General features: G+C 70.4%; 20 protein-coding genes. 7 read left to right on the forward strand and 13 right to left on the reverse strand.

Features of this window, described 5'->3' with window-relative positions:
* Positions 1-11: 11 nt before the first annotated feature.
* Positions 12-1,217: a 23S rRNA (cytosine(2499)-C(5))-methyltransferase gene (locus ABDZ66_RS01205; protein ID WP_343755167.1), complete on the forward strand. Its 1,206-nt coding sequence runs from the start codon at positions 12-14 to the stop codon at positions 1,215-1,217.
* A gap of 49 nt (positions 1,218-1,266) precedes the next feature.
* Here ABDZ66_RS01205 and ABDZ66_RS01210 read toward each other — a convergent pair whose 3' ends face one another.
* The 4 genes from ABDZ66_RS01210 to ABDZ66_RS01225 are packed head-to-tail and all read right to left on the reverse strand — an operon-like array spanning position 1,267 to position 3,142.
* Positions 1,267-1,734: a DUF6691 family protein gene (locus ABDZ66_RS01210; RefSeq protein ID WP_343755169.1), complete on the reverse strand. Its 468-nt coding sequence runs from the start codon at positions 1,732-1,734 to the stop codon at positions 1,267-1,269.
* Positions 1,735-1,738: 4 nt separating this feature from the next.
* Positions 1,739-2,305, reverse strand: coding sequence for a YeeE/YedE family protein (locus tag ABDZ66_RS01215; RefSeq protein ID WP_343755171.1), 567 nt, complete (start codon positions 2,303-2,305; stop codon positions 1,739-1,741).
* Positions 2,298-2,855 carry a hypothetical protein gene (locus ABDZ66_RS01220; protein ID WP_343755173.1) on the reverse strand — a complete coding sequence of 186 codons (558 nt, stop codon included), beginning with the start codon at positions 2,853-2,855 and terminating at the stop codon, positions 2,298-2,300. The genes ABDZ66_RS01215 and ABDZ66_RS01220 overlap by 8 nt, the downstream gene beginning before the upstream one ends.
* The gene (locus tag ABDZ66_RS01225) at positions 2,855-3,142 is read right to left on the reverse strand and encodes a hypothetical protein (protein ID WP_343755175.1); all 288 of its coding nucleotides are present in this window, start codon (positions 3,140-3,142) and stop codon (positions 2,855-2,857) included. The genes ABDZ66_RS01220 and ABDZ66_RS01225 overlap by 1 nt, the downstream gene beginning before the upstream one ends.
* Before the next feature lie 451 nt (positions 3,143-3,593).
* Between ABDZ66_RS01225 and dinB the strand changes: the two genes are divergently transcribed.
* Together dinB and ABDZ66_RS01235 are read left to right on the forward strand one after the other, a co-directional pair.
* Positions 3,594-4,709, forward strand: coding sequence for a DNA polymerase IV (dinB, locus tag ABDZ66_RS01230; RefSeq protein WP_343755177.1), 1,116 nt, complete (start codon positions 3,594-3,596; stop codon positions 4,707-4,709).
* Positions 4,702-5,412, forward strand: a complete 711-nt coding sequence (locus ABDZ66_RS01235; RefSeq protein ID WP_343755179.1) for an HAD family hydrolase — start codon at positions 4,702-4,704, stop codon at positions 5,410-5,412. Before dinB ends, ABDZ66_RS01235 begins: the two co-directional genes overlap by 8 nt.
* On the opposite strand, the gene ABDZ66_RS01240 is transcribed toward ABDZ66_RS01235, so the two are convergent.
* The 5 genes from ABDZ66_RS01240 to kdpF all read right to left on the reverse strand — a co-directional run bounded on the left by ABDZ66_RS01240 (position 5,399) and on the right by kdpF (position 11,295).
* A complete protein-coding gene (locus tag ABDZ66_RS01240) occupies positions 5,399-6,487 on the reverse strand; it encodes a sensor histidine kinase KdpD (protein WP_343755181.1) in 1,089 nt (362 codons plus the stop codon). The genes ABDZ66_RS01235 and ABDZ66_RS01240 overlap by 14 nt on opposite strands.
* Positions 6,488-6,520: 33 nt before the next feature.
* A complete protein-coding gene (gene kdpC / locus ABDZ66_RS01245; RefSeq protein WP_343755183.1) occupies positions 6,521-7,162 on the reverse strand; it encodes a potassium-transporting ATPase subunit KdpC in 642 nt (213 codons plus the stop codon).
* 223 nt (positions 7,163-7,385) lie between these two features.
* Positions 7,386-9,419, reverse strand: a complete 2,034-nt coding sequence (gene kdpB / locus ABDZ66_RS01250; RefSeq protein WP_343755185.1) for a potassium-transporting ATPase subunit KdpB — start codon at positions 9,417-9,419, stop codon at positions 7,386-7,388.
* A complete protein-coding gene (gene kdpA, locus ABDZ66_RS01255; protein WP_343755187.1) occupies positions 9,416-11,215 on the reverse strand; it encodes a potassium-transporting ATPase subunit KdpA in 1,800 nt (599 codons plus the stop codon). Before kdpA ends, kdpB begins: the two co-directional genes overlap by 4 nt.
* Entirely contained in the window at positions 11,215-11,295 is an 81-nt protein-coding gene (gene kdpF / locus ABDZ66_RS17245; protein WP_373290914.1) for a K(+)-transporting ATPase subunit F, read from the reverse strand. The genes kdpA and kdpF overlap by 1 nt, the downstream gene beginning before the upstream one ends.
* Before the next feature lie 120 nt (positions 11,296-11,415).
* Between kdpF and ABDZ66_RS01260 the strand changes: the two genes are divergently transcribed.
* Together ABDZ66_RS01260 and ABDZ66_RS01265 are read left to right on the forward strand one after the other, a co-directional pair.
* On the forward strand, positions 11,416-12,948 hold the full coding sequence (locus ABDZ66_RS01260) for a sensor histidine kinase (protein WP_343755189.1): 1,533 nt from the start codon (positions 11,416-11,418) through the stop codon (positions 12,946-12,948).
* A gap of 133 nt (positions 12,949-13,081) precedes the next feature.
* Positions 13,082-13,720 carry a response regulator gene (locus tag ABDZ66_RS01265; protein WP_343755191.1) on the forward strand — a complete coding sequence of 213 codons (639 nt, stop codon included), beginning with the start codon at positions 13,082-13,084 and terminating at the stop codon, positions 13,718-13,720.
* A gap of 4 nt (positions 13,721-13,724) precedes the next feature.
* Here the strand turns inward: ABDZ66_RS01265 and ABDZ66_RS01270 are convergent, their stop codons facing one another.
* The 3 genes from ABDZ66_RS01270 to ppsA all read right to left on the reverse strand — a co-directional run bounded on the left by ABDZ66_RS01270 (position 13,725) and on the right by ppsA (position 17,070).
* Positions 13,725-14,147: an EamA family transporter gene (locus ABDZ66_RS01270; RefSeq protein WP_343755193.1), complete on the reverse strand. Its 423-nt coding sequence runs from the start codon at positions 14,145-14,147 to the stop codon at positions 13,725-13,727.
* 26 nt (positions 14,148-14,173) lie between these two features.
* Entirely contained in the window at positions 14,174-14,410 is a 237-nt protein-coding gene (locus tag ABDZ66_RS17250; RefSeq protein WP_425544390.1) for a DUF6756 family protein, read from the reverse strand.
* A 296-nt stretch (positions 14,411-14,706) separates the two neighbouring features.
* Positions 14,707-17,070, reverse strand: a complete 2,364-nt coding sequence (gene ppsA / locus ABDZ66_RS01275) for a phosphoenolpyruvate synthase (RefSeq protein WP_343755195.1) — start codon at positions 17,068-17,070, stop codon at positions 14,707-14,709.
* A 172-nt stretch (positions 17,071-17,242) separates the two neighbouring features.
* On the opposite strand from ppsA, the gene ABDZ66_RS01280 reads away from it, so the two are divergent.
* Positions 17,243-18,052, forward strand: a complete 810-nt coding sequence (locus ABDZ66_RS01280) for a pyruvate, water dikinase regulatory protein (RefSeq protein ID WP_343755197.1) — start codon at positions 17,243-17,245, stop codon at positions 18,050-18,052.
* A 748-nt stretch (positions 18,053-18,800) separates the two neighbouring features.
* On the opposite strand, the gene ABDZ66_RS01285 is transcribed toward ABDZ66_RS01280, so the two are convergent.
* Positions 18,801-21,074 (reverse strand): AfsR/SARP family transcriptional regulator, encoded by a 2,274-nt coding sequence (locus ABDZ66_RS01285; protein ID WP_343755199.1) that lies wholly within the window; start codon positions 21,072-21,074, stop codon positions 18,801-18,803.
* 382 nt (positions 21,075-21,456) lie between these two features.
* Here ABDZ66_RS01285 and ABDZ66_RS01290 point away from each other — a divergent pair, with 382 nt between their 5' ends.
* Positions 21,457-22,839 (forward strand): hypothetical protein, encoded by a 1,383-nt coding sequence (locus ABDZ66_RS01290; RefSeq protein WP_343755201.1) that lies wholly within the window; start codon positions 21,457-21,459, stop codon positions 22,837-22,839.
* Positions 22,840-23,001: the final 162 nt, after the last annotated feature.

Raw genomic sequence — 23,001 nt, forward strand, 5'->3', positions numbered from 1 at the left:
ACGCTGGGGGGATGCAGGACGCCGCTCCCACCCCCCGTTCCCGCCTGAGACTGCGGGTCTCTCCGGCCGCCGAGACGCACATCCGCGCCGGGCACCCCTGGGTGTACGAATCGAGCCTGCGGGACCAGAACCGCGAGGGCGACGCCGGTGAACTGGCCGTGATCTACGACCGCCGTGACCGGTTCCTGGCGATCGGGCTGTTCGACCCGGACAGCCCGCTGCGTGTGCGGGTGCTGCACCACGGCTCCCCGGTCACGCTGGACGACGCGTGGTGGGCGGCCCGACTGGACGCCGCCCTGCTGCGCCGCGCCCCGCTGTTCGGCCCGGACACCGACGGGTACCGCGCCGTGAACGGCGAGTCGGACGGCTGGCCCGGACTGGTCGTGGACCGCTACGCGGACACGCTGGTCGTGAAGCTGTACACCGCCGCGTGGTTCCCGCACCTGGAACGCGTGCTGGACCTGTTGGAATCCCGCTTTCCCGGCAGTGGGGTCGTGCTGCGCCTGAGCCGCAACATTCAGGTGCGTGCCGCCGCCGCCGGCCTGCACGACGGTCAGGTACTGGCGGGCGCCGTCCCGGACGGCCCGGTGGTGTTCCACGAGACCGGACTGGCCTTCGAGGCGGACGTGCTGCGCGGCCAGAAGACCGGGTTCTTCCTGGATCAGCGCGAGAACCGCCGCCGGGTCGAGCGGTACGCCCGTGACCGGCGGGTGCTGAACGCCTTCTCGTTCAGTGGGGGCTTCAGCCTGTACGCCGCGCGGGGCGGCGCGGCCGAGGTGGTCAGCCTGGACCTCAGCGCCCACGCCCTGCGCAGCGCGCAGCGCAACTACGCCCTGAACCCGAAACTCACCGCGCCGCACGAGACGGTGCAGGCCGACGTGTTCGAATGGCTGACCGAAACGCGCCGCGAGTTCGACCTGGTGATCCTCGACCCGCCCTCACTGGCGCGGCGTGAGGCGGAACGGACGGGCGCGATCCGCGCGTACGGCAAACTCGCCTCCGACGGCATCCGCCGTCTCGCGCGGGGTGGGATTCTGGTCAGCGCGTCGTGCTCCGCGCACGTCAGCGCCGAGGAATTCTGGGCGGCGGTGCGCGAGGCCGCCGACCGCAGCGGCCGCCCCTGGAAGGAACTGCACACCAGTCAGCACGCGCCCGACCACCACGCGACCTTCGCGGAGGCGCAGTACCTCAAGGCGATCTTCATTCAGCTCGACTGATACGGACTCCGATTGAACGGCTTTGTAAGCCATTCAATCGGAGTCCGTATTACAGCAGTTTCTGCACGGCTCCGAACGCCCAGGTGCCGACCAGGGCGGCGGCCAGCACGATCAGCATCGGCAGCAGGCTGCTGCCCAGCAGCGCGAAGATCGGTCCGGGGCACACGCCGGCCAGGCCCCAGCCCAGTCCGAAGATCAGGCCGCCCAGCACGTAACGGCGGGTGGGGCCGTCCTTTGCCGGAACCCGGATGGTCTCGCCGTTCAGGGCGCGCCGTCCGGAACGGCGCAGCAGCGTGGTGGTGATCACTCCGGTCAGGACGGCGCTGCCCATCAGGCCGTACATGTGAATGGACTGAAAGCGGAACATCTCCTGTATGCGGTACCAGCTGGCCGCCTCGGATTTGATCAGCAGCACGCCGAACAGCAGTCCGGTGATCAGGAACGGCCACTGCCGCAGCAGGTGCGCGGTGGAGGGGGGAGCGGAACGGCTGGCGGCAGAGGGCGGGGTGCTGATCATCAGTTCACCTCAGGAACAGGGGCAGCAGCAGGTTGGCGCTGAGAATGCCACCCGCGAAGAAGGACGCCGTGGCGATCAGGCTGGGCCGCTGCAGGGTGCTGAGGCCCGTGATGGCGTGCCCGCTGGTGCAGCCACCGGCGTAGCGGGTGCCGAAGCCCACCAGCAGACCGGACAGGATCAGCAGCGTCCACGTGCCGGGGCGGGACAGGTCGGTCAGCTCGGCGGGCAGCAGGCCGGGCTGCACGGTCACGCCCAGCGCGCCGAGGCTCTGCACGGCCGCGCCGGACAGCTGCGCGGGCTGCGGGTCGCGCAGCAGCGTGGCGGCCACCACGCCCCCCAGGATCAGGCCGGCGGCGAACATCAGGTTCCAGCTCTGGGCCCGCCAGTCATACCGGAACAGCGCGGGCTTGAGGGAGTCGGGCAGCAGGATGGCGCAGGCGTGGCGCAGGTTCGAGGAGATCCCGAACGCGCGGTTGCCCAGCAGCAGCAGCAGCGGCACGGTCAGGCCGATCAGGGGGCCGCTCACGTACCACGGCCAGGGTTCCTGAAGCACGCGCAGCAGCTCAGGCACGCGCGGCCTCCTGCGCGGCCATGCACCGCGCGAAGGCGTCTTTCAGGGCGTTGCCGGCCTGCTCGTGAATGGTCAGTTTGATCTTCACGACCATCTTCGGGACCAGTGCGCCCAGTTCGGTCAGGTCACGGCAGGCCGAGAGTTTCGCGGCGTGCGGCGCGGCCTGGCCGCCCAGGTGTTCGTTCAGGACGCCCTGAAGGTACGCGGTGATGTCCGGCAGGGTGTGCGGCGCGGATTCCGGGATGGTCGGCGCAGCGGGGCCGGGCAGGGCGTCGTCCGGCAGGGCGTTCAGGGCCGCCTGAGCTTCCCGCACCAGCTGTTCCTGCAGCTGCGGGGGCAGCGGGGTGGTGGGCGCGGCCGGGGTGGCGGCGGGGGCCAGCAGGTTCAGCTGCTGCAGGTCTTTCAGGGCGCCCTGCAACTCGCCGAGCGGCAGGCGGGTCAGCGCGGCGACCTCCTCCAGGGCGCGGCGGCCGTTGCACATCATGTAGACCCGCAGCTGTTCCCGCGTCAACTGAAGGCCGTCCGGGCGGGGAAGTCGCTCGTAGATCATTATTCCAGGGTTCCCAGCACGTCACGCACGAGGTTCAGCACCAGGATCACGAACACCGCGCCCAGCAGCAGGATCACGGACAGGATCATCAGCGAGCTGTCGGCGGGACGGCCGAACACCAGGGCGCCCACCACCAGGTAACTCAGGGCAAACACGGCGATCATGGCAAGCAGCTGCGTGAGGCGCGTGCCGATCAGCCCGCCGGACGCCCTTGATTTCAGCTGGTACCCGAAGAAGGTGCTGTAGGCCATGATGAGGAAACCGGCGGCGATGAGTGCGATGGTCATGTGAGGTGCTCCTTGAACGAACGGGAGAGGGCGGAAAAAAGGCAGTGAAAACCGTGGCCGCCCGGCAGGGGAGGCCGGTGGCTCAGGCACCTGAAGTGGTGCCTACCTGAGTGCTTCGATCTCAAAGTATGAAAAATCTCTCTTACGGCGGCATGACACGCCATCCCCTCTGGGGACGCACCCAGCGGGGGTTTTTAAGACTCCGGGGGGGGATCTCCCCCCGGACCGGGCGCCCGGGAACCCCGGCCCCGCTTCTGATACGGATTCCGTTTGTTTCGCCGACAATCCGGAAGTTCACCGGATTGCCAGCTCCACGTCCGGAACCCGCTTCTCTCCTACTCTGCGGAGCAGCTCTCCGAGTCGCATCCGCTCGGATTGAATGGTCTTTGCAGCCCATTCAATCGGAGTCCGTATGACTCCGCGTACCGTGCCCCGGGCGTACCATGCGGGCGTGCCGGACCTACCTGCGCCCCCGCGCAAGATCATTCACGTGGACATGGACGCCTTCTACGCCTCGGTCGAGCAGCGCGATCACCCGGCCTTGCGCGGCGTTCCGGTGGCCGTCGCGTGGGGCGGGCGGCGTTCGGTGGTCCTGACCGCCAGTTACGAGGCCCGCCCGTTCGGGGTGCGCAGCGCCATGCCGCTGTACCGCGCGCTGGAACGCTGCCCACACCTGACGGTGGTCGAACCGCGCTTCGAGGCGTACCGGGAGGTCAGCCGCCAGATCCGCGCGGTCTTCCACGCATTCACGCCGCTCGTCGAGCCGCTCTCGCTGGACGAGGCGTACCTGGACGTCACCGCGCCCCTTCAGGGCGGTCCCAGCGCCACCCGCATCGCGCAGGCGATCCGCGCCGACATCCGCGCCCAGACCGGCCTGAGCGCCACGGCCGGGGTCAGCGTGAACAAGTTCCTGGCGAAACTCGCCAGCGGCATGAACAAACCCGACGGCCTGACCGTCATCCTGCCGGATCATGTACGCGCCCTGCTGGACGCCCTGCCTGTCGGTGACCTTCACGGGATCGGTCCGGCCACCGCCGCGAAACTCGCGGGCATGGGCATTCATACCGGGGCGGACCTGCGCGCCGCCCCGGAGGCCGCGCTACGTGACCGGTTCGGCGTGCACGGCGCGTACTTCTCCCGCATCGCGCGCGGCCTCGACGACCGCCCGGTGCAGCCGGACCGCCCGCACAAGAGCGTCGGGACCGAGGAGACCTACGGGCACGACCTGCGTGGCCTGGAAGCCGTCACCGCCCGCCTGCCAGTTCTCGCGCAGGGAGTCGAGCGCCGCCTCGAACAGGCGGGTCTGGCGGCGCGCACCGTCATCCTGAAACTGAAATTCGACGACCGCAGCGTCATCACGCGACGCGTCACGCTGCCCTGGCCGGTCAGTGCCGCCCCGGACCTCGCCCGCGCCGCCACCCGCCTCTTGACCCCCGACCTGCTCGCCGGGCGCGGCGTCCGGCTGGCGGGCATCACGGCTGCCAGCCTCGTTCCCGCCGGGCAGCGGCCCGCGCAACCGCTGCTGCTGGGCGGCCCCGGGGAGGGGGTAGAGTCGGGCGGTGACTGAGTCGATGCGCGCCGTGATCCTGGACCTGGACGACACCCTCTTCGACGACACGGCCTGCACGCACGCGGGCCTGCGCGCCGTGGCGCATGCGCACGGCCTGAGCGTGGACCCGGCGGAGCTGTTCGCGCGGCACGCGGCGCACATCCGCGCCATCGACCCGCTGCTGTTCCGGGGCGAGCTCACCGCGCACGGCGCGCGGGTGCGGCGCTTCACGGGCCTCCTGACCGAGCTGGGTGTGCCGGATGCGGACGGCGAGGCGGCGACCGTCACGTACCGCGAGGCGTACCGCGAGCACTGGCAACTGCTGCCCGGCGCGGCGGACGTGCTGCGGGACCTGCGGGCCGCCGGGCTGCGGCTGGCGGTCCTGACGAACTACGTGCGCGAGGTGCAGGGCCAGAAACTCGCGCACTTCGGTCTGGACGCCCTGGTGGACGCCGTGCTGTGCGTGGAGGACGTGCCCGCCGCCAAACCCGACCCGCGCGCGTACCACGCCGCCTGCGCCGCGCTGAACGTCACGCCCGCGCAGGCCGTGATGGTCGGGGACTCCTGGGAGAAGGACGTGCAGGGCGCCCGCCGGGCCGGACTGCGCGCCGTGTGGGTGAGCCGCCTCGCAACGCCAGCCCCGGACGCCGGTGTGCCGGTCGTGTCGCGACTGCCGGACCTGCCTGCCGCGCTGGGCGTACAGGTCCTCACTCGCGGGTGATGACGGACACGTCCACGTTGCGGGTCTGCCGCAGCACCGAGCGGATGATGTCCCCGCGCAGGAATTCCTCCCAGCGGGAGCGGCTGCTCTCGCCCAGCACGACCTGCGTGGCCTGCGCGGCCTGCACGTGCCGGATCAGGGTGGCCGCCACGCCGCCCGCCGGGTCGAGCACGATGAACTCCCCGCCCAGCGCGACCGTGACCGCGCGGAAGGTGTCGAGCAGCCGCGCGCGTTCGGCACTGATCCGCCCGGACCGCACGGTCACGACCTGAAGGTCGGCGTGCAGGCGCTGCGCGAGCTGCCCTCCCCGGCGGATCAGGCGCGCGCCGGTCTCCTCGGCGGCCACGGCGACCACCACCCGCTCCTGCACGCCCAGACGATCATGCACGCCCAGCCCCGCCCCCAGGTCGGCCGCGCCCTGCTCGACGACGTGCGCCACCTGCCGCAGCGCCAGTTCCCGCAGCGCCGTCAGGTTCGGCAGCGTGAAGAAGTTCGACAGGGCGTGCTCGGCCCGCTCCGCGCCGTACACCGCGCCGGACCGCACCCGCTCGCGCAGGTCGGCGGGCGTCAGGTCCACCAGCACCAGTTCGTCCGCCCCGCCCAGCACGGCGTCCGGGATGCGCTCGCGGACGCGCACGCCGGTCAGGCGCGCCACCGTGTCGTGCAGGGAGTCCAGGTGCTGCACGTTCACGGTGGACAGCACGTTCACGCCCGCGTCCAGCAGCGCCTCGACGTCCATCCAGCGTTTCTCGCGTGCGCTGCCCGGCGCGTTCGAGTGCGCCAGTTCATCCACGAGCACCACGTCCGGACGGCGCGCGATCAGGCCCGCCACGTCCAGTTCACCCAGCGTCACGCCGCCCCGCACGACCTCCAGCCGCGGGAAGACCGGCAGGCCCTCGGCAGCGGCCTGCGTGAACGCCCGCCCGTGCGTTTCCAGCACGCCGATCAGGGCGTCCTCGCCGCGCTCCAGACGGTCGCGCAGTTCACTGAGCGCGCGGGTGGTCTTCCCGACCCCGGCGGCCATGCCCACGAACACCCGGTGCCGCCCCCGCACGGGGCGGGGAGCACCGGGCATCGCCAGCCGCTCGGGTTCAGGCGGCGTGACGGCTCACCGTCCCAGCCGGTCCAGGGCGAGGTTCAGTTCCAGCACGTTCACGCCCGGCTGACCCAGGCCCAGCACGCCCCGCTCGGTGTGCTCCCGCACCAGCGACTGCACCTGTGCGTCCGTCAGGCCGCGCGCACGCGCCACCCGCGCCACCTGCACCGCCGCGCCCGCCGGGGACACGTGCGGGTCGAGGCCGCTGCCGCTCGCGGTGAGCAGATCCACCGGAATCCGCGTGACGGGGATGTTCTCCCGCGCGGCGATCGCCTGCGCCTGGGCCTGCACCCGCTCCCGCAGCGCCGGGTTGCTCACGGCGAGGTTGCTGCCCGACGCGTTCACCGGGTCGTACCCGCTCCCGGCGGCGCTGGGCCGCCCGATGAAGTAGCGGTCCCCCGTGAAGGGCTGCCCGATCAGCGCCGAGCCGACCACCCGGCCCCCGTCGCGGATCAGGGAACCGGTCGCCTGCGCGGGAAACAGCGCGCCGCCCAGCGCGGTCGTCACCGCCGGGTACGCGAGGCCGCCCAGCACCAGCCACAGCGCCGAGAAGCGCAGCCACGCACCCCACCCCGGCTGGGGCGCGTCAGAAAAGTCAGGTTCAGAAAGGGCCGATGGAGGAAGGGCAGGGGAGGGCATGTCGTTCAGGGTCATGATGAAACCTCTTTGTGGGGGGCGAAGTGGGGGCCAGTCCCCCGGACCTCGCCGGGAGGGAGTGGTGTCCTGGTCCGGATTCCGTCTGTTCCGCTGACCACGCGGGAAAGCGCCGCGTGGTCAGCTCCACGCCCGGAACCCGGTCTGCTCCTGCTCTGCTTCGCAGCTCTGCGAGTCGCGTCCGCTCGGGTTGAAGGGTGAGGAACCCCTTCAACCGGAGTCATTAAGCGCCAACCAGTCCGAGCAGCACGTCGATGAGCTTGATGCCCACGAACGGCACGAGCACGCCGCCCAGCCCGTAGATCAGCAGGTTGCGGGCCAGCAGCGCGTCGGCACTGCCGGGCGAGTAGCGCACGCCGCGCAGCGCCACCGGAATCAGCGCCGGGATGACCAGCGCGTTGAAGATCACGGCGGAGAGGATCGCGCTCTGCGGGCTGCGCAGGTCCATCACGTTCAGCGGGGCCAGCGCGGGAATCTGCGTGGCGAACAGCGCGGGCAGGATCGCGAAGTACTTGGCGACGTCGTTCGCGATGGAGAAGGTCGTCAGCGCGCCGCGCGTCATCAGCAGGCCCTTGCCGATCTCGACGACCTCGATCAGCTTGGTGGGGTCGGAGTCCAGGTCGATCATGTTCGCCGCTTCCTTGGCCGCCTGCGTGCCGCTCTGCATGGCGAGGCCCACGTCCGCCTGCGCCAGGGCGGGCGCGTCGTTCGTGCCGTCGCCCATCATGGCGACCAGCTTCCCGCCGCGCTGCTCCTCGCGGATCATGGCGAGCTTGTCCTCGGGCGTCGCCTCGGCCAGGAAGCCGTCCACGCCGGCCTCGCGGGCAATGGCCTCGGCGGTCAGGGGGTTGTCCCCGGTGATCATCACGGTGCGCAGCCCCATGCGGCGCAGCTGCTCGAAGCGTTCGCGCATGCCGGGCTTCACCACGTCCGACAGGGCCACCACGCCCAGCACCCGTTCGTCACGGAGGACCACGAGGGGCGTGCCGCCCGCGCGGGCCACCTCGTCCACCAGCGGGGACAGTTCGGTGGGGACGCTGCCACCCCGCTCGCGGGCCAGCCGGGTGATGCGGTCGGCCGCGCCCTTGCGGATGCTCACGCCGCCCGCGTCCACGCCGCTCATGCGGGTCTGCGCGGTGAACTCGATGAACGCCGCGTCCGCCGGGGTGGCGGGCGTCACGCCCTGCGCGCGGGCCAGCGTCACGACGCTCTTGCCTTCCGGGGTGGGGTCCGCCGCCGAGGCCAGCGCCGCCGCGCCCGCCAGGTCCTCACCGCTCACGCCGGGCAGCGGCAGGAAGCGCGTCGCCTGACGGTCCCCGACGGTGATCGTGCCGGTCTTGTCCAGCAGCAGGATGTCCACGTCCCCGGCCACCTCGACCGCCTTGCCGCTCTTGGCGATCACGTTCGCCTGCAAGGCCCGGTCCATGCCCGCGATGCCGATGGCGGGCAGCAGACCGCCGATCGTCGTGGGAATCAGGCACACCAGGAGCGCCACGAGCGTCACCACGTCCACCGTCGCCCCCGCGAAACGCGACAGGGGCAGCAGGGTCGCCACGACGATCAGGAACACCAGCGTCAGCGCCGCCAGCAGGATCGACAGGGCCAGTTCGTTCGGGGTCTTCTGGCGGCTGGCGCCCTCGACGAGCGCGATCATGCGGTCGAGGAAGCTCTCGCCGGGCTGCGACGTCACCCGCACCACGATCCGGTCGGACAGCACGCGCGTCCCACCCGTCACGCCGCTGTGGTCGGTCCCCGCCTCGCGGATCACCGGGGCGCTCTCGCCCGTGATGGCACTCTCGTCCACCGCCGCCAGCCCCTCGATGACCTCACCGTCACCGGGAATCATCTCGCCCGCCTGCACCACGATCACGTCCCCGCGCCGCAGCCTCGTGCTCGGGACGACCTCCTCGCGGCCGTCCAGCACGCGGCGGGCCGGGGTGTCCTCACGCGCCGAACGCAGCGTGGCCGCCTGCGCCTTCCCGCGCGCCTCGGCCAGCCCCTCGGCGAAGTTCGCGAACACCACCGTGAACAGCAGCCAGACCGTCACGCCCGCCGGGTAGCCCCACGCCTGCCCGCTCGCGGCGGCCTGCACGGTCAGCAGCAGCGTCAGCACGCCGCCCAGCAGCACCACGAACATCACCGGGCTGCGCACCATGAAGCGCGGATCGAGTTTCACGAAGGCGGCCCTCAGCGCGGCGCGCATCAGCGCCGGGGCGAACACGCCCCCCTTCGGGGTTTTCTGCGGCACAGCGGTCATTTCGTCACGTCCTTCACGAGGGTCAGGGGGGCCGGACTCCACTGCGGGCCAGTCAGGGACAGCACCTGACCGTCCCTCCGCTCCGTCCGTCCCGTCGGTTGCTGCTCGCTCCGCTCGGGGTCACATCCGGGACGTGACCCGCAAAGCGTCATCTGCTCCGCCACCGGTCCCAGCACCAGCGCCGGGGCGAAGTTCAGGAGTTGCAGCAGCAGCATCACGCTCAGGAGCATCCCGGCGAACACCGGCGTGTCCACCCGCAGCGTCCCGCTGCCTTCGGGCGCGGCGCGCTTGGCGGCCAGCAGGCCCGCGATCGCCAGTGGCCCCACGATCGGCAGGAAACGGGCCAGCAGCAGCACCAGCGCGCAGCTGAGGTTCCACCAGGGCGTGTTGTCGCCCAGGCCCTCGAAGCCGCTGCCGTTGTTCGCGAACGCCGAGTTGTACTCGTACAGCACCTGCGACAGCCCGTGGAAGCCGGGGTTCGAGTTCGCCGTGACCGCCGGGTTCGCCAGGGCCAGCGCCGTGAAGCCCAGCACCAGCAGCGGCTGCAGCAGCAGGATCAGCGACGCCAGCTTGATCTCGGGGGCCTCGATCTTCCGGCCGAACAGTTCCGGCGTGCGGCCCACCATCAGGCCCGCCACGAACACCGTCAGGATCACGAACACCAGCATGTTGATCAGCCCCACGCCGATCCCGCCGTACACGTCGTTCAGGAACATGCCCAGCTGCGGCACCAGCCCGCCCAGCGGCGTGAACGAATCCAGCATGCCGTTCACGCTGCCGTTGCTCGTCTGCGTGGTCAGCGCGGCCCACAGCGCCGTCGCGTCCGCGCCCAGGCGGACCTCCTTGCCCTCCATGTTCGGGCCCAGCGCGGACAGACCGGCCAGGGCGGCGTTCGGCATCCGCTCGGCGAGCACCGCGCCCAGCGTCAGCGCCGCCGACAGCACGCTCATGACGCCCATCAGCACCAGCCCGAAGCGCGGGCGGCGCAGGAACCGCCCCGTCGCCACGACGAGCGCCAGCGGGAACAGGATGATGCTGACCGTCTCCAGCAGGTTCGACAGCGGCGTGGGGTTCTCCAGCGGCACCGTCGAGTTCGGCCCGTACCAGCCGCCGCCGTTCGTGCCTAGCTGCTTGATCGCGACCATCGGCGCGACCGGCCCCACTGGGATGGTCTGCGTGGTCACCGCCTGCCCCTCCACGGTCTGAGGCTGCACCAGCGTCGCCGTCCGCGCCCCCGCGAAGGTGCTCGGCACGCCCTGCCACGTCAGCAGCAGCGCCAGCACCGCCGCAGACACCGTCAGCAGCGCCGCGCCGCGCGTCACGTCCAGGAAGTAGTTCCCCAGGTGCGCGTCCCCGCGCAGGCCGCGCAGCACCGCGAACAGCGCCGCGAACCCCACCGCCGGGGTGAAGATCTGCAGCGCCGTGATGCCCAGCATCTGCGACAGGTACGACAGGCCGCTCTGCCCGCTGTAATGCTGCTGGTTCGTGTTCGTGATGAACGACGCCATCGTGTGCACCGCCGTGTCCCAGCGCAGGTTCGCGATGCCGTCCGGGTTCAGCGGCAGGCCGCCCTGCAGCAGGTACGTCGCCAGCGCCGTCAGGCCCACGATCACGTTCGTGCCCAGCAGCGCCCCCACGTACGCGCGCCACGACATGCCCCGCGCGGCGTCCACGCCACACGCGCGCAGCAGCCCCGCCGTCATCCGGGGCGCCGGGGCCTCCATCAGCCGGGCCATGAACAGCCCCAGGGGAAGGGCCAGCGCCAGCGCCAGCCCGTACGTCAGCAGGATATCCATCAGAACCGTTCCGCCTTCACCAGGGCGTACAGCAGATACGCGCCCAGCGCCAGCACCAGAATCAGAAGCAGTGCATTCATGCCGCCCAGCCTGCGCCGCCCCCCCACCCGGGCGGTATGCTCCGACCGGCCCACCCCCCTGGCCAGATGGCCAGTCCCCACCCCCACCCGGCGCGCCCTACCCTGAGCCCCAGACGCCCCATGACCCCCACCTCCGCCACCCCCGCCCCCACCCCGGAACGCAGCGAACGTCGCCTGCTGGCCGCCAGCGTCGCCCTGATCGTCGCGACCACCCTGACGGACATCCTGACCCCCGCGTCCCTGGTCATCGGCACCCTGGTCAGTGCGCCCCTGGCCCTGGCCGCGCTGGGTGCCAGCCGCCGCGCCACTTTGAACCTCACCGCGCTCGCCATCGCCGGGAACATCCTCGCGGGCGCCTTTAACGCCGCGCGGGACGGCGCGACCCCCACCGACCTCGGCAACCGCGCCGTCAGCATCCTGGCCGCCATCCTGGTCGGCTTCCTGAGCCTGCGCGCCCGCGAGGCCGCCACCCGTGCCGCCCGCCTGCACGAGGAGGAACGCCGACTCCAGCGCGAACGCGCCCTGCGCACCCTGATCGAGGCGGTCAGCGGGCCCCTCACGCAGGCGCAGTTCGTGACGCGTGCCGCGCACGCCCTGCAGGACTTCACGGGCGCGGCTGCCGTCGAGATCGGCAGCGTCGACCGCGCCGTGCTGCGCGAACCCCACGCCCACACCGGCCCCGGCGAGGGCAGCCTGGGCCGCCGCCTGCCGCTGGACCTGCTGGCCCGGCCCGCCACCCGCGATCCAGGGCAGGGGAGACCCGACCAGCCCTGGGTTGGACAGGTGTGGGCAGTCGGCGGCGGCGACACCTTCGTGGCCCGCCTCACCCGCCCCAGCGACCCGGAACTCCTGATCCTCCTCACCCGCCCCGCTGCCCCCCCCGATCAGCTCTCGGAAGCCGTGCAGACCCTCCAGCCGCTCCTCGACCGCACCGCGCTGCTCGACGACCTGCACGCCCGGCAGGCCCAACTCCAGGAACGCGGGGAGCTACTCCAGGACCTCATCTACTCCTTCAGTCACGACCTGCGCACCCCGCTCATGGCGAACGCCGTGAACATGCGCTCGGCCCTCAAGGGCGCCTACGGTCCCCTGCCGGACGACTACGCCGCCACGCTCCGCAACGGCCTGGACGCCAACGCCACCCTCCTGGCCCTCGCCGATCAGCTGCTGCTGGTCGCCAAGTACGAGAGCGGCCAGGAGGACAGCGAACTCCAGAGCGTGCCGCTGCGCGACCTCGTCCTGAACGTCACCGAGCAGCTGCGGCCCGCCGCCGCCGCGCGCGGCGTGACCCTTGAGACCACCCTGGACGGCGCACGCACCCGCGGCCGCAAACACGACCTGCGCCGCGCCGTGCAGAACCTCCTCGACAACGCCGTCCGCTACGCCCCACCCGGCAGCGCCGTGCACGTCACCCTGGCCCGGGCGGACGACGAGGCGATCCTCAGCGTCCTCGACAGCGGCCCCGGCGTCAGCGCCCCGCGCGTCCCCACCCTCTTCCAGCGCTTCCGCTCCGGCGGCGCCGGCGGCGGCACCGGCCTGGGCCTGTACCTCACCCGCCGCATCGCCGAACGCCACGGCGGGACCGTCACGTACGCCCGCACCGCCCGCGCCCAGAGCGTCTTCACCCTCACCCTGCCCCTGGAGGACGCATGACGCGGCTCCCGTCCGTTCCATTCACCACCCGGAACATCGCCAGGTGGCGAACTCCACTTCCGGCACCCGTTCCACTCCTTCTCGCATCCGCTCGGGTTGAACTGGTGCTGCACACCAGTCAACCGGAGGTGACATGACCACCCACGTCCTGCTCGTCGAGGATCACGCCTTCACCCGCGACGGCCTGCGAGCCGCCATCAATCTGGAGAGTGACCTGCGCGTCACCGCCGAGGCCCGCAGCGGCGAGGAGGCCCTGGACGTCCTCGCCCGCACCCAGACCGGGCCGCAACCCGTCCATGTGGCCGTGCTCGACATCGGCCTGCCCGGCATGGACGGCATCCAGACCGCCGCCGAGATCGGCCGCCGCTGGCCGCAGGTCCGCATGGTGATGCTCACCGCCCACGACCTGCGCGACGAGGTCCTGGCCGCGCTGGCGTCCGGCGCGCACGCCTACTGCCTCAAGAGCGCCGACCCGGACCTGCTGCTGCTCGGCATCCGCGCCGCCGCCTCGGGCAGCGCGTACCTTGACCCGCAGATCGCCCACCACGTGCTGGGCAGCATCCGCACGCCCCACGCGACCTCACCCCTCACCCCGCGCGAAACCGACGTGCTGCGCCTCATCGCCGACGGGCAGGGCAACCGCGACATCGCCGCGAACTTAGGCATCAGCGTCAGCACCGTGAAACTCCACGTGCAGGAGATCCTCGTGAAACTCCACGCCGCCGACCGCACCCAGGCCGCCGTGCAGGCCCTCCGCCAGGGCCTGCTGTAACCGCTCAGCGCCGCGCGATCACCAGCAGCCCAGACACGATCAACCCCGCGCCCAGCAGCATCCGGGGCGTGAGGTGCTCCCGCAGCAGCCACGCCGCGAGGAGCATCGCCACCACCACGCTCCCCTTGTCGATCAGTGCCACGGTCGCCACGTCCCCCACCTTCAGCGCCTTGTAGTAGAAGATCCACGAGAGCGCCGTCGTCACACCCGACGCGCCCAGCCACCACAGGTTCACCGCCCGCACCCCCGAGACCTCCCGCCAGGGCACGAACAACGCCGCGAACACCAGCACGAACACGAACACGAAGACCGTGCGGATCGTCAGCCCCAGCTCACCGCTGATGCCCGCCAGCCCCTGCTTCGCGATCACCGACGTGAACCCCGCGAAGAACATCGACAGCACCGCCCAGAAAACCCATTGAGGCATGACAGCAGTGTAGGGGTCATGTCGGTTCAGGGCCTCCCAGGCAACCCCGCCGTCGTGATGAGCACCCCATGATGGTTTTCGCAGAGCAGCCAGCGGAAGTTCCTGTGAACGACGTAGTACTCGCAGAATGGCACCTCCGCGACGGCTGCGGCGGCTGCCCTGGCGGTCCCCTCAGACAGCCAGAATGGATCCTGCCGTTTCGTGCCCGTCCAGTCCTCAAGCACCAGCCACACGGGGGCCTCTGGTTCGACGAGGCTGTGCAGTCAGCCGGGTGGATCTGCCGACTGTTCCTCTGGCGTGAGCTGACGGGAGTCGAGGGGGCCTTTCAGCACCGGCCAGAGCCACCGCTCCGGGGGACGATCGGCGTGCCGGGTCGTGAAGGTCGTCAGGATGCTGGCGAGGATCGCCGCGTACTGCGTGAGGCGTACAGCACGGAAGTGCTCCGGAGGGAAGTCCCGTTACCTGACGCTGGCTTCCAGTTCGGTTCTCATGGGTGCCAGGGTGAAGCGGAAGTGGCCCCGCAGGTCATGCAGGGCCAGGCCTCCGAGATGCCCTTGCCTTACGCCGGGACGGTCTCTCCGGCGAGGTGCAGCCACGTGCCCAGCACGCTGTCGGGGTTGAGGCTGACCGAGTCGATGCCCTGTTCCATGAGCCACTGGGCGAGGGCGGGGTGGTCGCTGGGGCCCTGCCCGCAGATGCCGACGTACTTCCCGGCGCGCTTGGCGGCCTGGATCGCCTGACCCATGAGGGCCAGCACCGCCTCGTTCTGCTCGTCGAACAGGTCGGCGACGAGGCCGCTGTCGCGGTCCAGCGCCAGGGTCAGCTGCGTGAGGTCGTTGCTGCCGATCGAGAAGCCGTCGAAGTGTTCGAGGAACTGGTCGGCGAGAATGGCGTTGCTGGGAATCTCGCACATCATGATGATCTTGAGGCCGTTCTTACCGCGTTTCAGGCCGTTTTTCGCGAGGATCTCGATGATCTGCGCGGCCTCGCTGACGGTGCGGACGAAGGGAATCATGACCTGCACGTTCGTCAGGCCCATGTCGTCGCGGACCTCGCGGATCGCCTCGCACTCCAGCGCGAAGGCCGCCGCGAAGTCCGGCGAGCGGTAGCGGCTGGCGCCCCGGAAACCGATCATGGGGTTCTCCTCGTGCGGCTCGTACGCGGCCCCGCCGATCAGGTGCGCGTACTCGTTGCTCTTGAAGTCGCTCAGGCGCACGATCACGGGCTTGGGTGCGAAGGCGGCGGCGATGCTGCTCACACCCTCGGCCAGTTTCTCGCGGAAGAAGTCGCGGGGCGTGGCGTACCCGCCCGTTTTCTCGTCGATCTGGGCGCGCACGTCCTCCGGCACGTCCGGGTAGTCCAGCAGGGCGCGCGGGTGAATGCCGATCACGTTCGAGCAGATGAATTCCACGCGCGCCAGGCCCACGCCCTCGTTCGGGAGGGCCGCGAAACTGAAGGCCCGGTCGGGTGACGCGACGTTCATCATGATCTTCATGCCGACCTCGGGCATGTTGCCCAGTTCCACGCGGTTCACGCGGAACGACACCGGCCCGGCATACACGAAGCCCGTGTCGCCCTCGGCGCAGGACACCGTGACCGTCTGCCCGCTGCGCAGCTCGCGGGTGGCGTTCCCGCTGCCCACCACGGCCGGAATGCCCAGTTCGCGGGCGATGATCGCGGCGTGGCAGGTGCGTCCGCCCCGGTTGGTGACGATGGCACTGGCGCGTTTCATGACGGGTTCCCAGTCGGGGTCGGTCATGTCGGCGACCAGCACGTCGCCGTCCTGCACCTGACTCATCTGCGCGAGGTCCGTCACGACCCGCACCACGCCGGTCCCGATGCGGTTCCCGACGGCGCGGCCCTCGACGAGCACCTCGCCCCGGCCGGTCAGTTCGAAGCGTTCCAGGGTCTGTCCGGCGCGGCTCTGCACGGTCTCCGGGCGGGCCTGCAGGATGTAGATCAGGCCGTCGCGGCCGTCCTTGCCCCACTCGATGTCCATGGGGCGGCCGTAGTGCTCCTCGATGGTCACGCACTGCCGCGCGAGTTCGGTCAGGTCGGCGTCTGACAGCGAGAAGGCCCGCTGCTCGGCGAGGGGCACGTCCTCGGTCTGCACGCCGCCCTCCGGGGCGTACGTCATCCGCCGCGCCTTGCTGCCCAGCGTGCGGCGCAGGATGGCCTTCTTCCCGCCTTTCAGGGCGGGTTTGTACACGAAGAACTCGTCCGGGTTGATGGCCCCCTGCACGACCAGTTCCCCCAGCCCGTACGCACTCGTGACCAGCACCGCGTCGCGGTAGCCGCTCTCGGTGTCCAGCGTGAACGCCACGCCGGACGCCCCCAGGTCGGTGCGGACCATGCGCTGCACGCCGGCCGACAGGGCCACGTCCGCGTGCGCGAAGTTGTGGTGCACGCGGTAACTGATCGCGCGGTCGTTGTACAGGCTGGCAAACACCAGCCGCACGTGGCGCAGCACCGAGTCGATGCCGCGCACGTTCAGGAACGTCTCCTGCTGCCCGGCGAAACTCGCTTCCGGCAGGTCCTCGGCGGTGGCGCTGGAGCGCACGGCCACGTCCGGGTCGCTCACGCCGGACTCGGCGGCCAGCGCGGCGTACCCGTCACGGATGGCCTGTTCCAGCGCGGCGGGCAGTGCGGCCGCCTCGACCTGCGCGCGGATCGTACGGCCCGCCTCGGCCAGGGCGACCACGTCGTTCACGTCCAGCGCCTTCAGGCGGGCGTTGATGCTCTCCTCGATGCGGTTTTCCTGCAGGAACAGCCGGAAGGCGTCGGCGGTCGTGGCAAACCCCCCGGGCACGCGCACCCCGGCCCCCGCGAGACCCTGGATCATCTCGCCGATGGAGGCGTTCTTGCCGCCCACGGTCTCCACGTCGGTCATCCTTAGTGTATGGAACACGCGAATCATATCCATTGCTTTTCTCCGGCTTGATGGGGATTTCCTGAAGTGGAAACGGGCGAATTAGTGTTGCAGCTCCCCGCCAGCTTACCCGAGCGACCCCGCGCGGAACGCCACTGCCCCAGTGACATCCTTCACGTGTCCAGACAGCCCGGACCCCACCCGCCGCGTATGTCACGCTGAAGCCATGCCCGAACCGCGCACCATCGTGATCGTGAGCGACCACACCGGACTCACCGCCGAGAACATCGCCCGCGCCCTGCTGGCCCACTTTCCCGGCCAGCCGCTGCGGTACCTGCGCCGCCCCTTCACTGCCGACGTGACCGCCGCCCGCGCCGTCACCCGCGAGATCACCGCCCTCGCGCAGCGCGGGGAGCGCCCCCTGGTCTTCACGACCGTCACCCGCCCGGACGTCATCCAGGAACTCCAGACCAGCCCCGCCCAGGTGTTCGACGTGCTCTCCCCGGGCCTGACCCTGCTGGAACAGGAATTCGCGCAGCCGGCCGCCCGCATCATCGGCGGCCACCACGACATGCGCGACACCCAGGAGTACCTGGGCCGCATGGACGCCCTTGATTTCGCCCTCGCCACCGACGACGGCCTGGGCGACCGCCAGTACAGCCTCGCGGACGTCATCCTGGTCGGCGTCTCCCGCGCCGGGAAGACCCCCACCAGCCTCTTCCTGGCCCTGCAGCACGGGGTGCGGGCCAGCAACTACCCGCTCGCCGAGGACGACTTCGAACGCGACAGCCTGCCCATCCCGCTCGAGCCGCACCGCGCCAAACTGCACGGCCTGACCATCGACCCACGCCGCCTGCATGCCATCCGCACGCAGCGCAAGCCCGGCAGCCGCTACGCCAGCCCCGAACAGTGCGAGTTCGAGGTCCGCCGCGCCGAACGCCTGTTCCAGCGCGCCGGAATTCCCGTGCGCGACACCACCTCCGCCAGCGTCGAGGAGATCGCCGCCGGGATTCTCAACACCCTGCGCAAGGGCTGACGCCGGGAAACGGGAAACGGGAGCGGCCGCCTGTGGCGGCCGTCGGCGTGATCCGGGTTCCGTCTGCTCCGGTCATGCGGACTCCGACTGATACGGGATTAAAGTGATTCCACGTCATTCTGATTCGCCCGGTGGCCCCCTCACCCTTCCGTCGCTTCGCTCCTCCCTCCCTCTCCCACAGGGGGAGAGGGGACAGCTGAACGAGTTCACGTTGCAAGCAAGTCAATTTAATCCCGTATGAATGGTTGGCGAGAACCGTTCAATCCGAGCGGATGCGGGTGGAAGTAAACACCGGCCGGCAGGACGCGCCTCGCCTCCGGTCAGGCCGGTGCGGCGCCGTCCTGCCGGGACAGGGTCAGGGCAGCGGCCCGCCGCCCGTGATGCAGCACGGAATCTCAAGGGACGTGGAGGAAGGCGCGGCGATCAGGGCCAGGCAGACCAGCACCAGCAGTTGATTGATCAGGGTCTTCACAGTGAAACCTCCATTCGGGAACGAGGCGGCCAGGAGCGCGCCAGGACAGGAAACCAGGGGCCGGGGCGGACGGTGGTGAACTGCGGTCAGTTTGCCGGGAAGGGGGATAACCGCCGGACAATCCGTCCGGCGCCGCGCTGCGCCCGCGCCCGGTTGGAACGGATCGGCCGGCGGTCCGGGGACCCGCGGGCCACTCCGGCCGTGCGGGGGCGCTGCCGGGCGTCCGGCCTGGCCAGGGAGACGGCCCGCGACCCTCGCCCCCGCACGGCCTCCGGGTCAGCGGCGCGCGGGCTGTTCGCCCAGTTCGCGTTGCAGGGCCAGCCGGTACGTCTCCTGGGTGTGGCGCGCCAGATGAGGGTGGCCGGCCGCTTCGAAGGCCGCCTCGGCGGCCCGCCAGGCGGATTCGAACAGGGGGTTGATCCGGGTGGCCTGCAGGTAGGCGTGCGCGGCGGCCATGGGGTCCTGCGGAAGCAGGTTCTTTCCCAGGGTCATGGCCAGCGCCTGCGCCTGGTACTCCAGACGGTCACGTACCTGCTCGGCCCACTCGGTCTCCACGCCCGGCAGGAACGGACCGGCGTACCCGACCAGCAGGGTCTGCAGGTCGGCGGTGCCGCCGTGCAGGTGACTCCCGAGCATCCGGGCAGCGTCACACTGCACGTCCAGGCGCTCCGAGACGCGGTACTGACCCCGCTGATGCGGAACCGGATCGAGGCCGCCGGGCATGAAGGGCCGCAGCGCCCCGCGCAGCGCGTGAAGCGACTGCTTGAAGTACGAGCCCAGTCCCTCGCGCGCCGAGCCGTCCCACAGGGCGGTTATGAGCGTGTCGCGTCCGGCCGGACCGTGCAGCAGCAGGTAGACCAGCAGTTCCCGCGCCTTGCCCAGCCGCACGTGGACGACCTGCCCGTTCACGTCTGCCTGGAAGCCGCCCAGCGTCCTGACCCGCAGCAGCGGCCGTTGCCGCTGGGCCAGCCGCTGCATGGACCGGCCGCCCACGCCTGCCTGCGCGCACGCGGCGTACAGCGGGGCCAGCCGGTCGGCATCCAGCCCAAGGGCCAGCTCGCCGCCCAGGTGTTCCAGGGCGCGTTGCAGGGCGGCGCTGGCCTGTGGCAGCGGCTCCCCGGAATCCCAGCGCAGGTAGGCCAGAAACGCCTGGGCGCGCAGCCGGAAGCCGTCCAGCAGCGCCACGCCGGCAGTGACCCGCTCGAAGGCCGCGCGCGCCTGTTCGGTCTGTCCGTTCCTGAAGGCCAGCAGACCGGCGTAGAAGGCCTGGATGACCTGATCGAATTCCTGCGTGGGGCGCAGCGACTCAACCCGGCACTCGAACTCCGCCCAGTCCAGCTGCTCCAGTCGCCACTGGCACTCGGCGGTGAAGGCCCGCACCGGCAGGTCCAGGCGATCACTGGCGCTGCGCTGCTGGGCCTCACTGACCCGCGCGAGGTGGGCGAGGGCCTCGCGGTACTGCTCGCTCAGCAGCCGCAGTTCCGCCGCGATCAGGTGCGCCGCCCCGGCGCGGGCGTCGCCGTGCCCGGCCGTCAACCCGATGACCTGGTCGATCATCTGGAAACTCTCCTCGGCGCGCCCCTGGAAGTACAGCCGGTAACCCAGGTCCAGCCGCAGCGAGAGGCCCTCGCCGTGACAGCCCAGCAGGTCGAACAGACGCAGCGCCTCCCGGGCATACCGGTCCTGCGTGCCGAAGTCGTCGAGGGCCGCCGCCACGCCCTGCGCGAAGTACAGCGCACGGGCGCGGCTGCGCAACTCGGACGCCGGGATGTCGAGCAGGAGCGCCCGCATGATCTCCTGCGCGGCCGGCGCCTGCCCCAGTTCCACCAGGGCCCGCGCTTCCGAGCAGCGCAACCACCAGCGGGTGAAGTCGTCCGGGGCGCTGTCCAGGCCTCGCCGCGCATGGTCCAGTCGCGCGGCAGGCTCCCGGCGGTTGCCGGCCAGCAGGCTCAGCCCCAGGTGGACGCGGGCGTCGGCCGGCGGGTGACCCAGCGCGGTCAGCAGCTCCAACTCGGCCTGATCGGTCTGCCCGGTCTCCAGCAGGGCCAGGGCCAGTTGCGCGCGGGTGCGCGGTTCAGGCGGGCGGTCGCGCAGCAGGGCAGCGACCTGCCCGAAGTGCCCCTCGCGTTCCAGGGTGTCGGCGAGGGAAGCCGGCGGGGTCACGCGGTCCCCCAGCTGCAGCTGCACGTACCATTCCCCGGCGCGGCTGAGGATCACGCGCCCGCCGCGCAGCTCGTGGCGGCTCAGCAGGTGCCGCTGGTAATTGCCCAGCCGCGTGGGAATGTCCAGCGTGCCCTGCACCGTCCAGAGGCGGACGTGTCCGCCCTGGCGCTCCACCTGCAGGTGCGCGGTGTCCAGCGAGTACGAGGCGCATTTCAGGCCGCCGCGTGACCAGTGGCGGGCGCGGTCCACCTCGGTCATCACGGCCTGTTGCAGGCAAGCCGGCAGGGGCCGGTCGTTCAGGGACGCCGGGCCTGGCCGCGGCATCCCGGCAAGCAGCGTGCCGGCCAGATCGGCGGTGGAACGGTCCGGGTGACGCCGCGCCAGCATGAGGAGCGTGTTGGAGAACCGGGACGTCAACTCCCGGGTTTCTGTCAGGGCGCGGGTGGACATGGCGTCGGGAATGAGGGTCAGACGCAGGGTGGAACACCACCTTCTGTGACATTGAGAGGGCCTGGGTTTCTAAGGACGGCTTGAGAGAAGTATGTGCCCTGTTTATCAGATGCACATCTTCCCGGTGGTGTCCCCTCCAGATCACACCCATGACCGCCGCCGTACTCAGGACCGTCTGGCAGGCAATTCCTCGCTCGCCTTGGCTGCCGGTTAACCCGTCAGGCGACACACTGCCCCATCAACGCCTGGGGGCGGCGGACCCGCTCGGTCCGCCGCCGGCGTGATCCACGGGGCCGGTCCCCGTGGCAGGAGGAACGACATGAAGTACGTATCCATGGGACTGATCAGCCTGGCCGCCCTGCTCTCCTCGTGCGGCCAACCCGACACGCCGCAGGCCACCGCGCCGGCCCACACTGGCCGGACGATCATCCTGGGCGCCCCCGGTGCCGGCGCGCAGCGCCTCGCGAACGGCGCCCGGATTGAACCGATGATGCTGCGAAGCCAGCTGCTGCCCATCGACTCGGAAATCGGGGATGGCGAGATCATCGTGCCCATCACGACCACCGACCCGGCCGCCACGCAACTGCTGAGTGCCGTTCCCGGCGACAACATCGTCAGCGCTCCCACCACACAGGCACCCTACGGGTTCGTGCGGGAAGTCACGGCCACCAGCATGCAGGGCGGCAACATGGTCATCGAGACCGTCGAGTCGAGCCTGGAAGAGAGCGTGCAGGACATGGACCTGGTCGAGGATTACAACGTTCCGCTGACCAGCCTGCAGAGCGTCGTGTACGCCGACGGCACCCGCTACGACCTGAAACCCGAGGACTTCGGCCCGGTCAACCCCAGCGTGCAGACGCTCGACCCGCAGAAGACCTTCAACATCGCCGGAATCAACAAGAATTTCGATCACAAGATCGCCGACTGCGGAACCGGCGCCATCAAACTGACCGGCACGCTCAGCGCGAACCTGCAGGGCTTCATCAACGTCAAGATCTCCTGGTTCAGCCTCAAGAAGGTCGAGGCGGGCGTGAACCTCGCCGAGAAGGCCAACCTGACCCTCGACGCGACCTGCACCTTCGGATTCACCCAGGAAGCCCACCTGCTGACCCTGAACTACGGAACGTACGTCATCTGGGCCGGTCCCGTGCCGATCGTCGTGACGCCCAGCGTGGAACTGTACGTGGGTGCCAACGGGCAGGTGACCGCGCAGGTCAAGTACACCGTCGAGCAGACCTTCAACGGCCGGTACGGCGTCGGCTGGTACAAGGGCGAGGGGTTCAGGAGCATCAGTGAGACCAGCAAGAGCTTCAATCAGAGCCTGACCATCAACGGCAGCGGCAAACTCCGCGGCTGGGTGGGCGCAAAAGCCGGGCTGAAATTCTACGGTGTGGCCTTCGCCTACGGTTACCCCAAGGCCTTCCTGGAAGGAAACGTCAGCTACGCCAACAGCCAGTTCAACTACTGCCTGGACGCCGGCCTGAGCATCGCCGTGGGCGCCCGCCTGAAGGTGCTGGGCAGGAATCTTGGCGAGTGGAGCAAGGACCTCGGTGAGACCCGGACCCAGCTGCTGTGCGGCGCGACCGGTGGTGGCGTCGTGACCCCGCCCCCGCCGGTCACGCCGCCCCTCCCCCCGCGTGAACCCATCAACCCCTGCGGTCTGGAGGTCGGCATCAATCCCCTGCGCTGCCAGATTCCCTGACCAACAGAGAACCCCTCCCGGTCCTGCAGGACCGGGAGGGGTTCTCTGTTCCTGCCGCGCCGAGCGTCCATATCATACGGACTGCCGTTTGTTTCGTTAACAGATCGGAACACCACCGATCTGTCAACGCCACGTCCGGAATCCGTTTCTCTCCTACTCGCA

The organism is Deinococcus depolymerans, from assembly GCF_039522025.1.
Lineage (GTDB): Bacteria > Deinococcota > Deinococci > Deinococcales > Deinococcaceae > Deinococcus > Deinococcus depolymerans.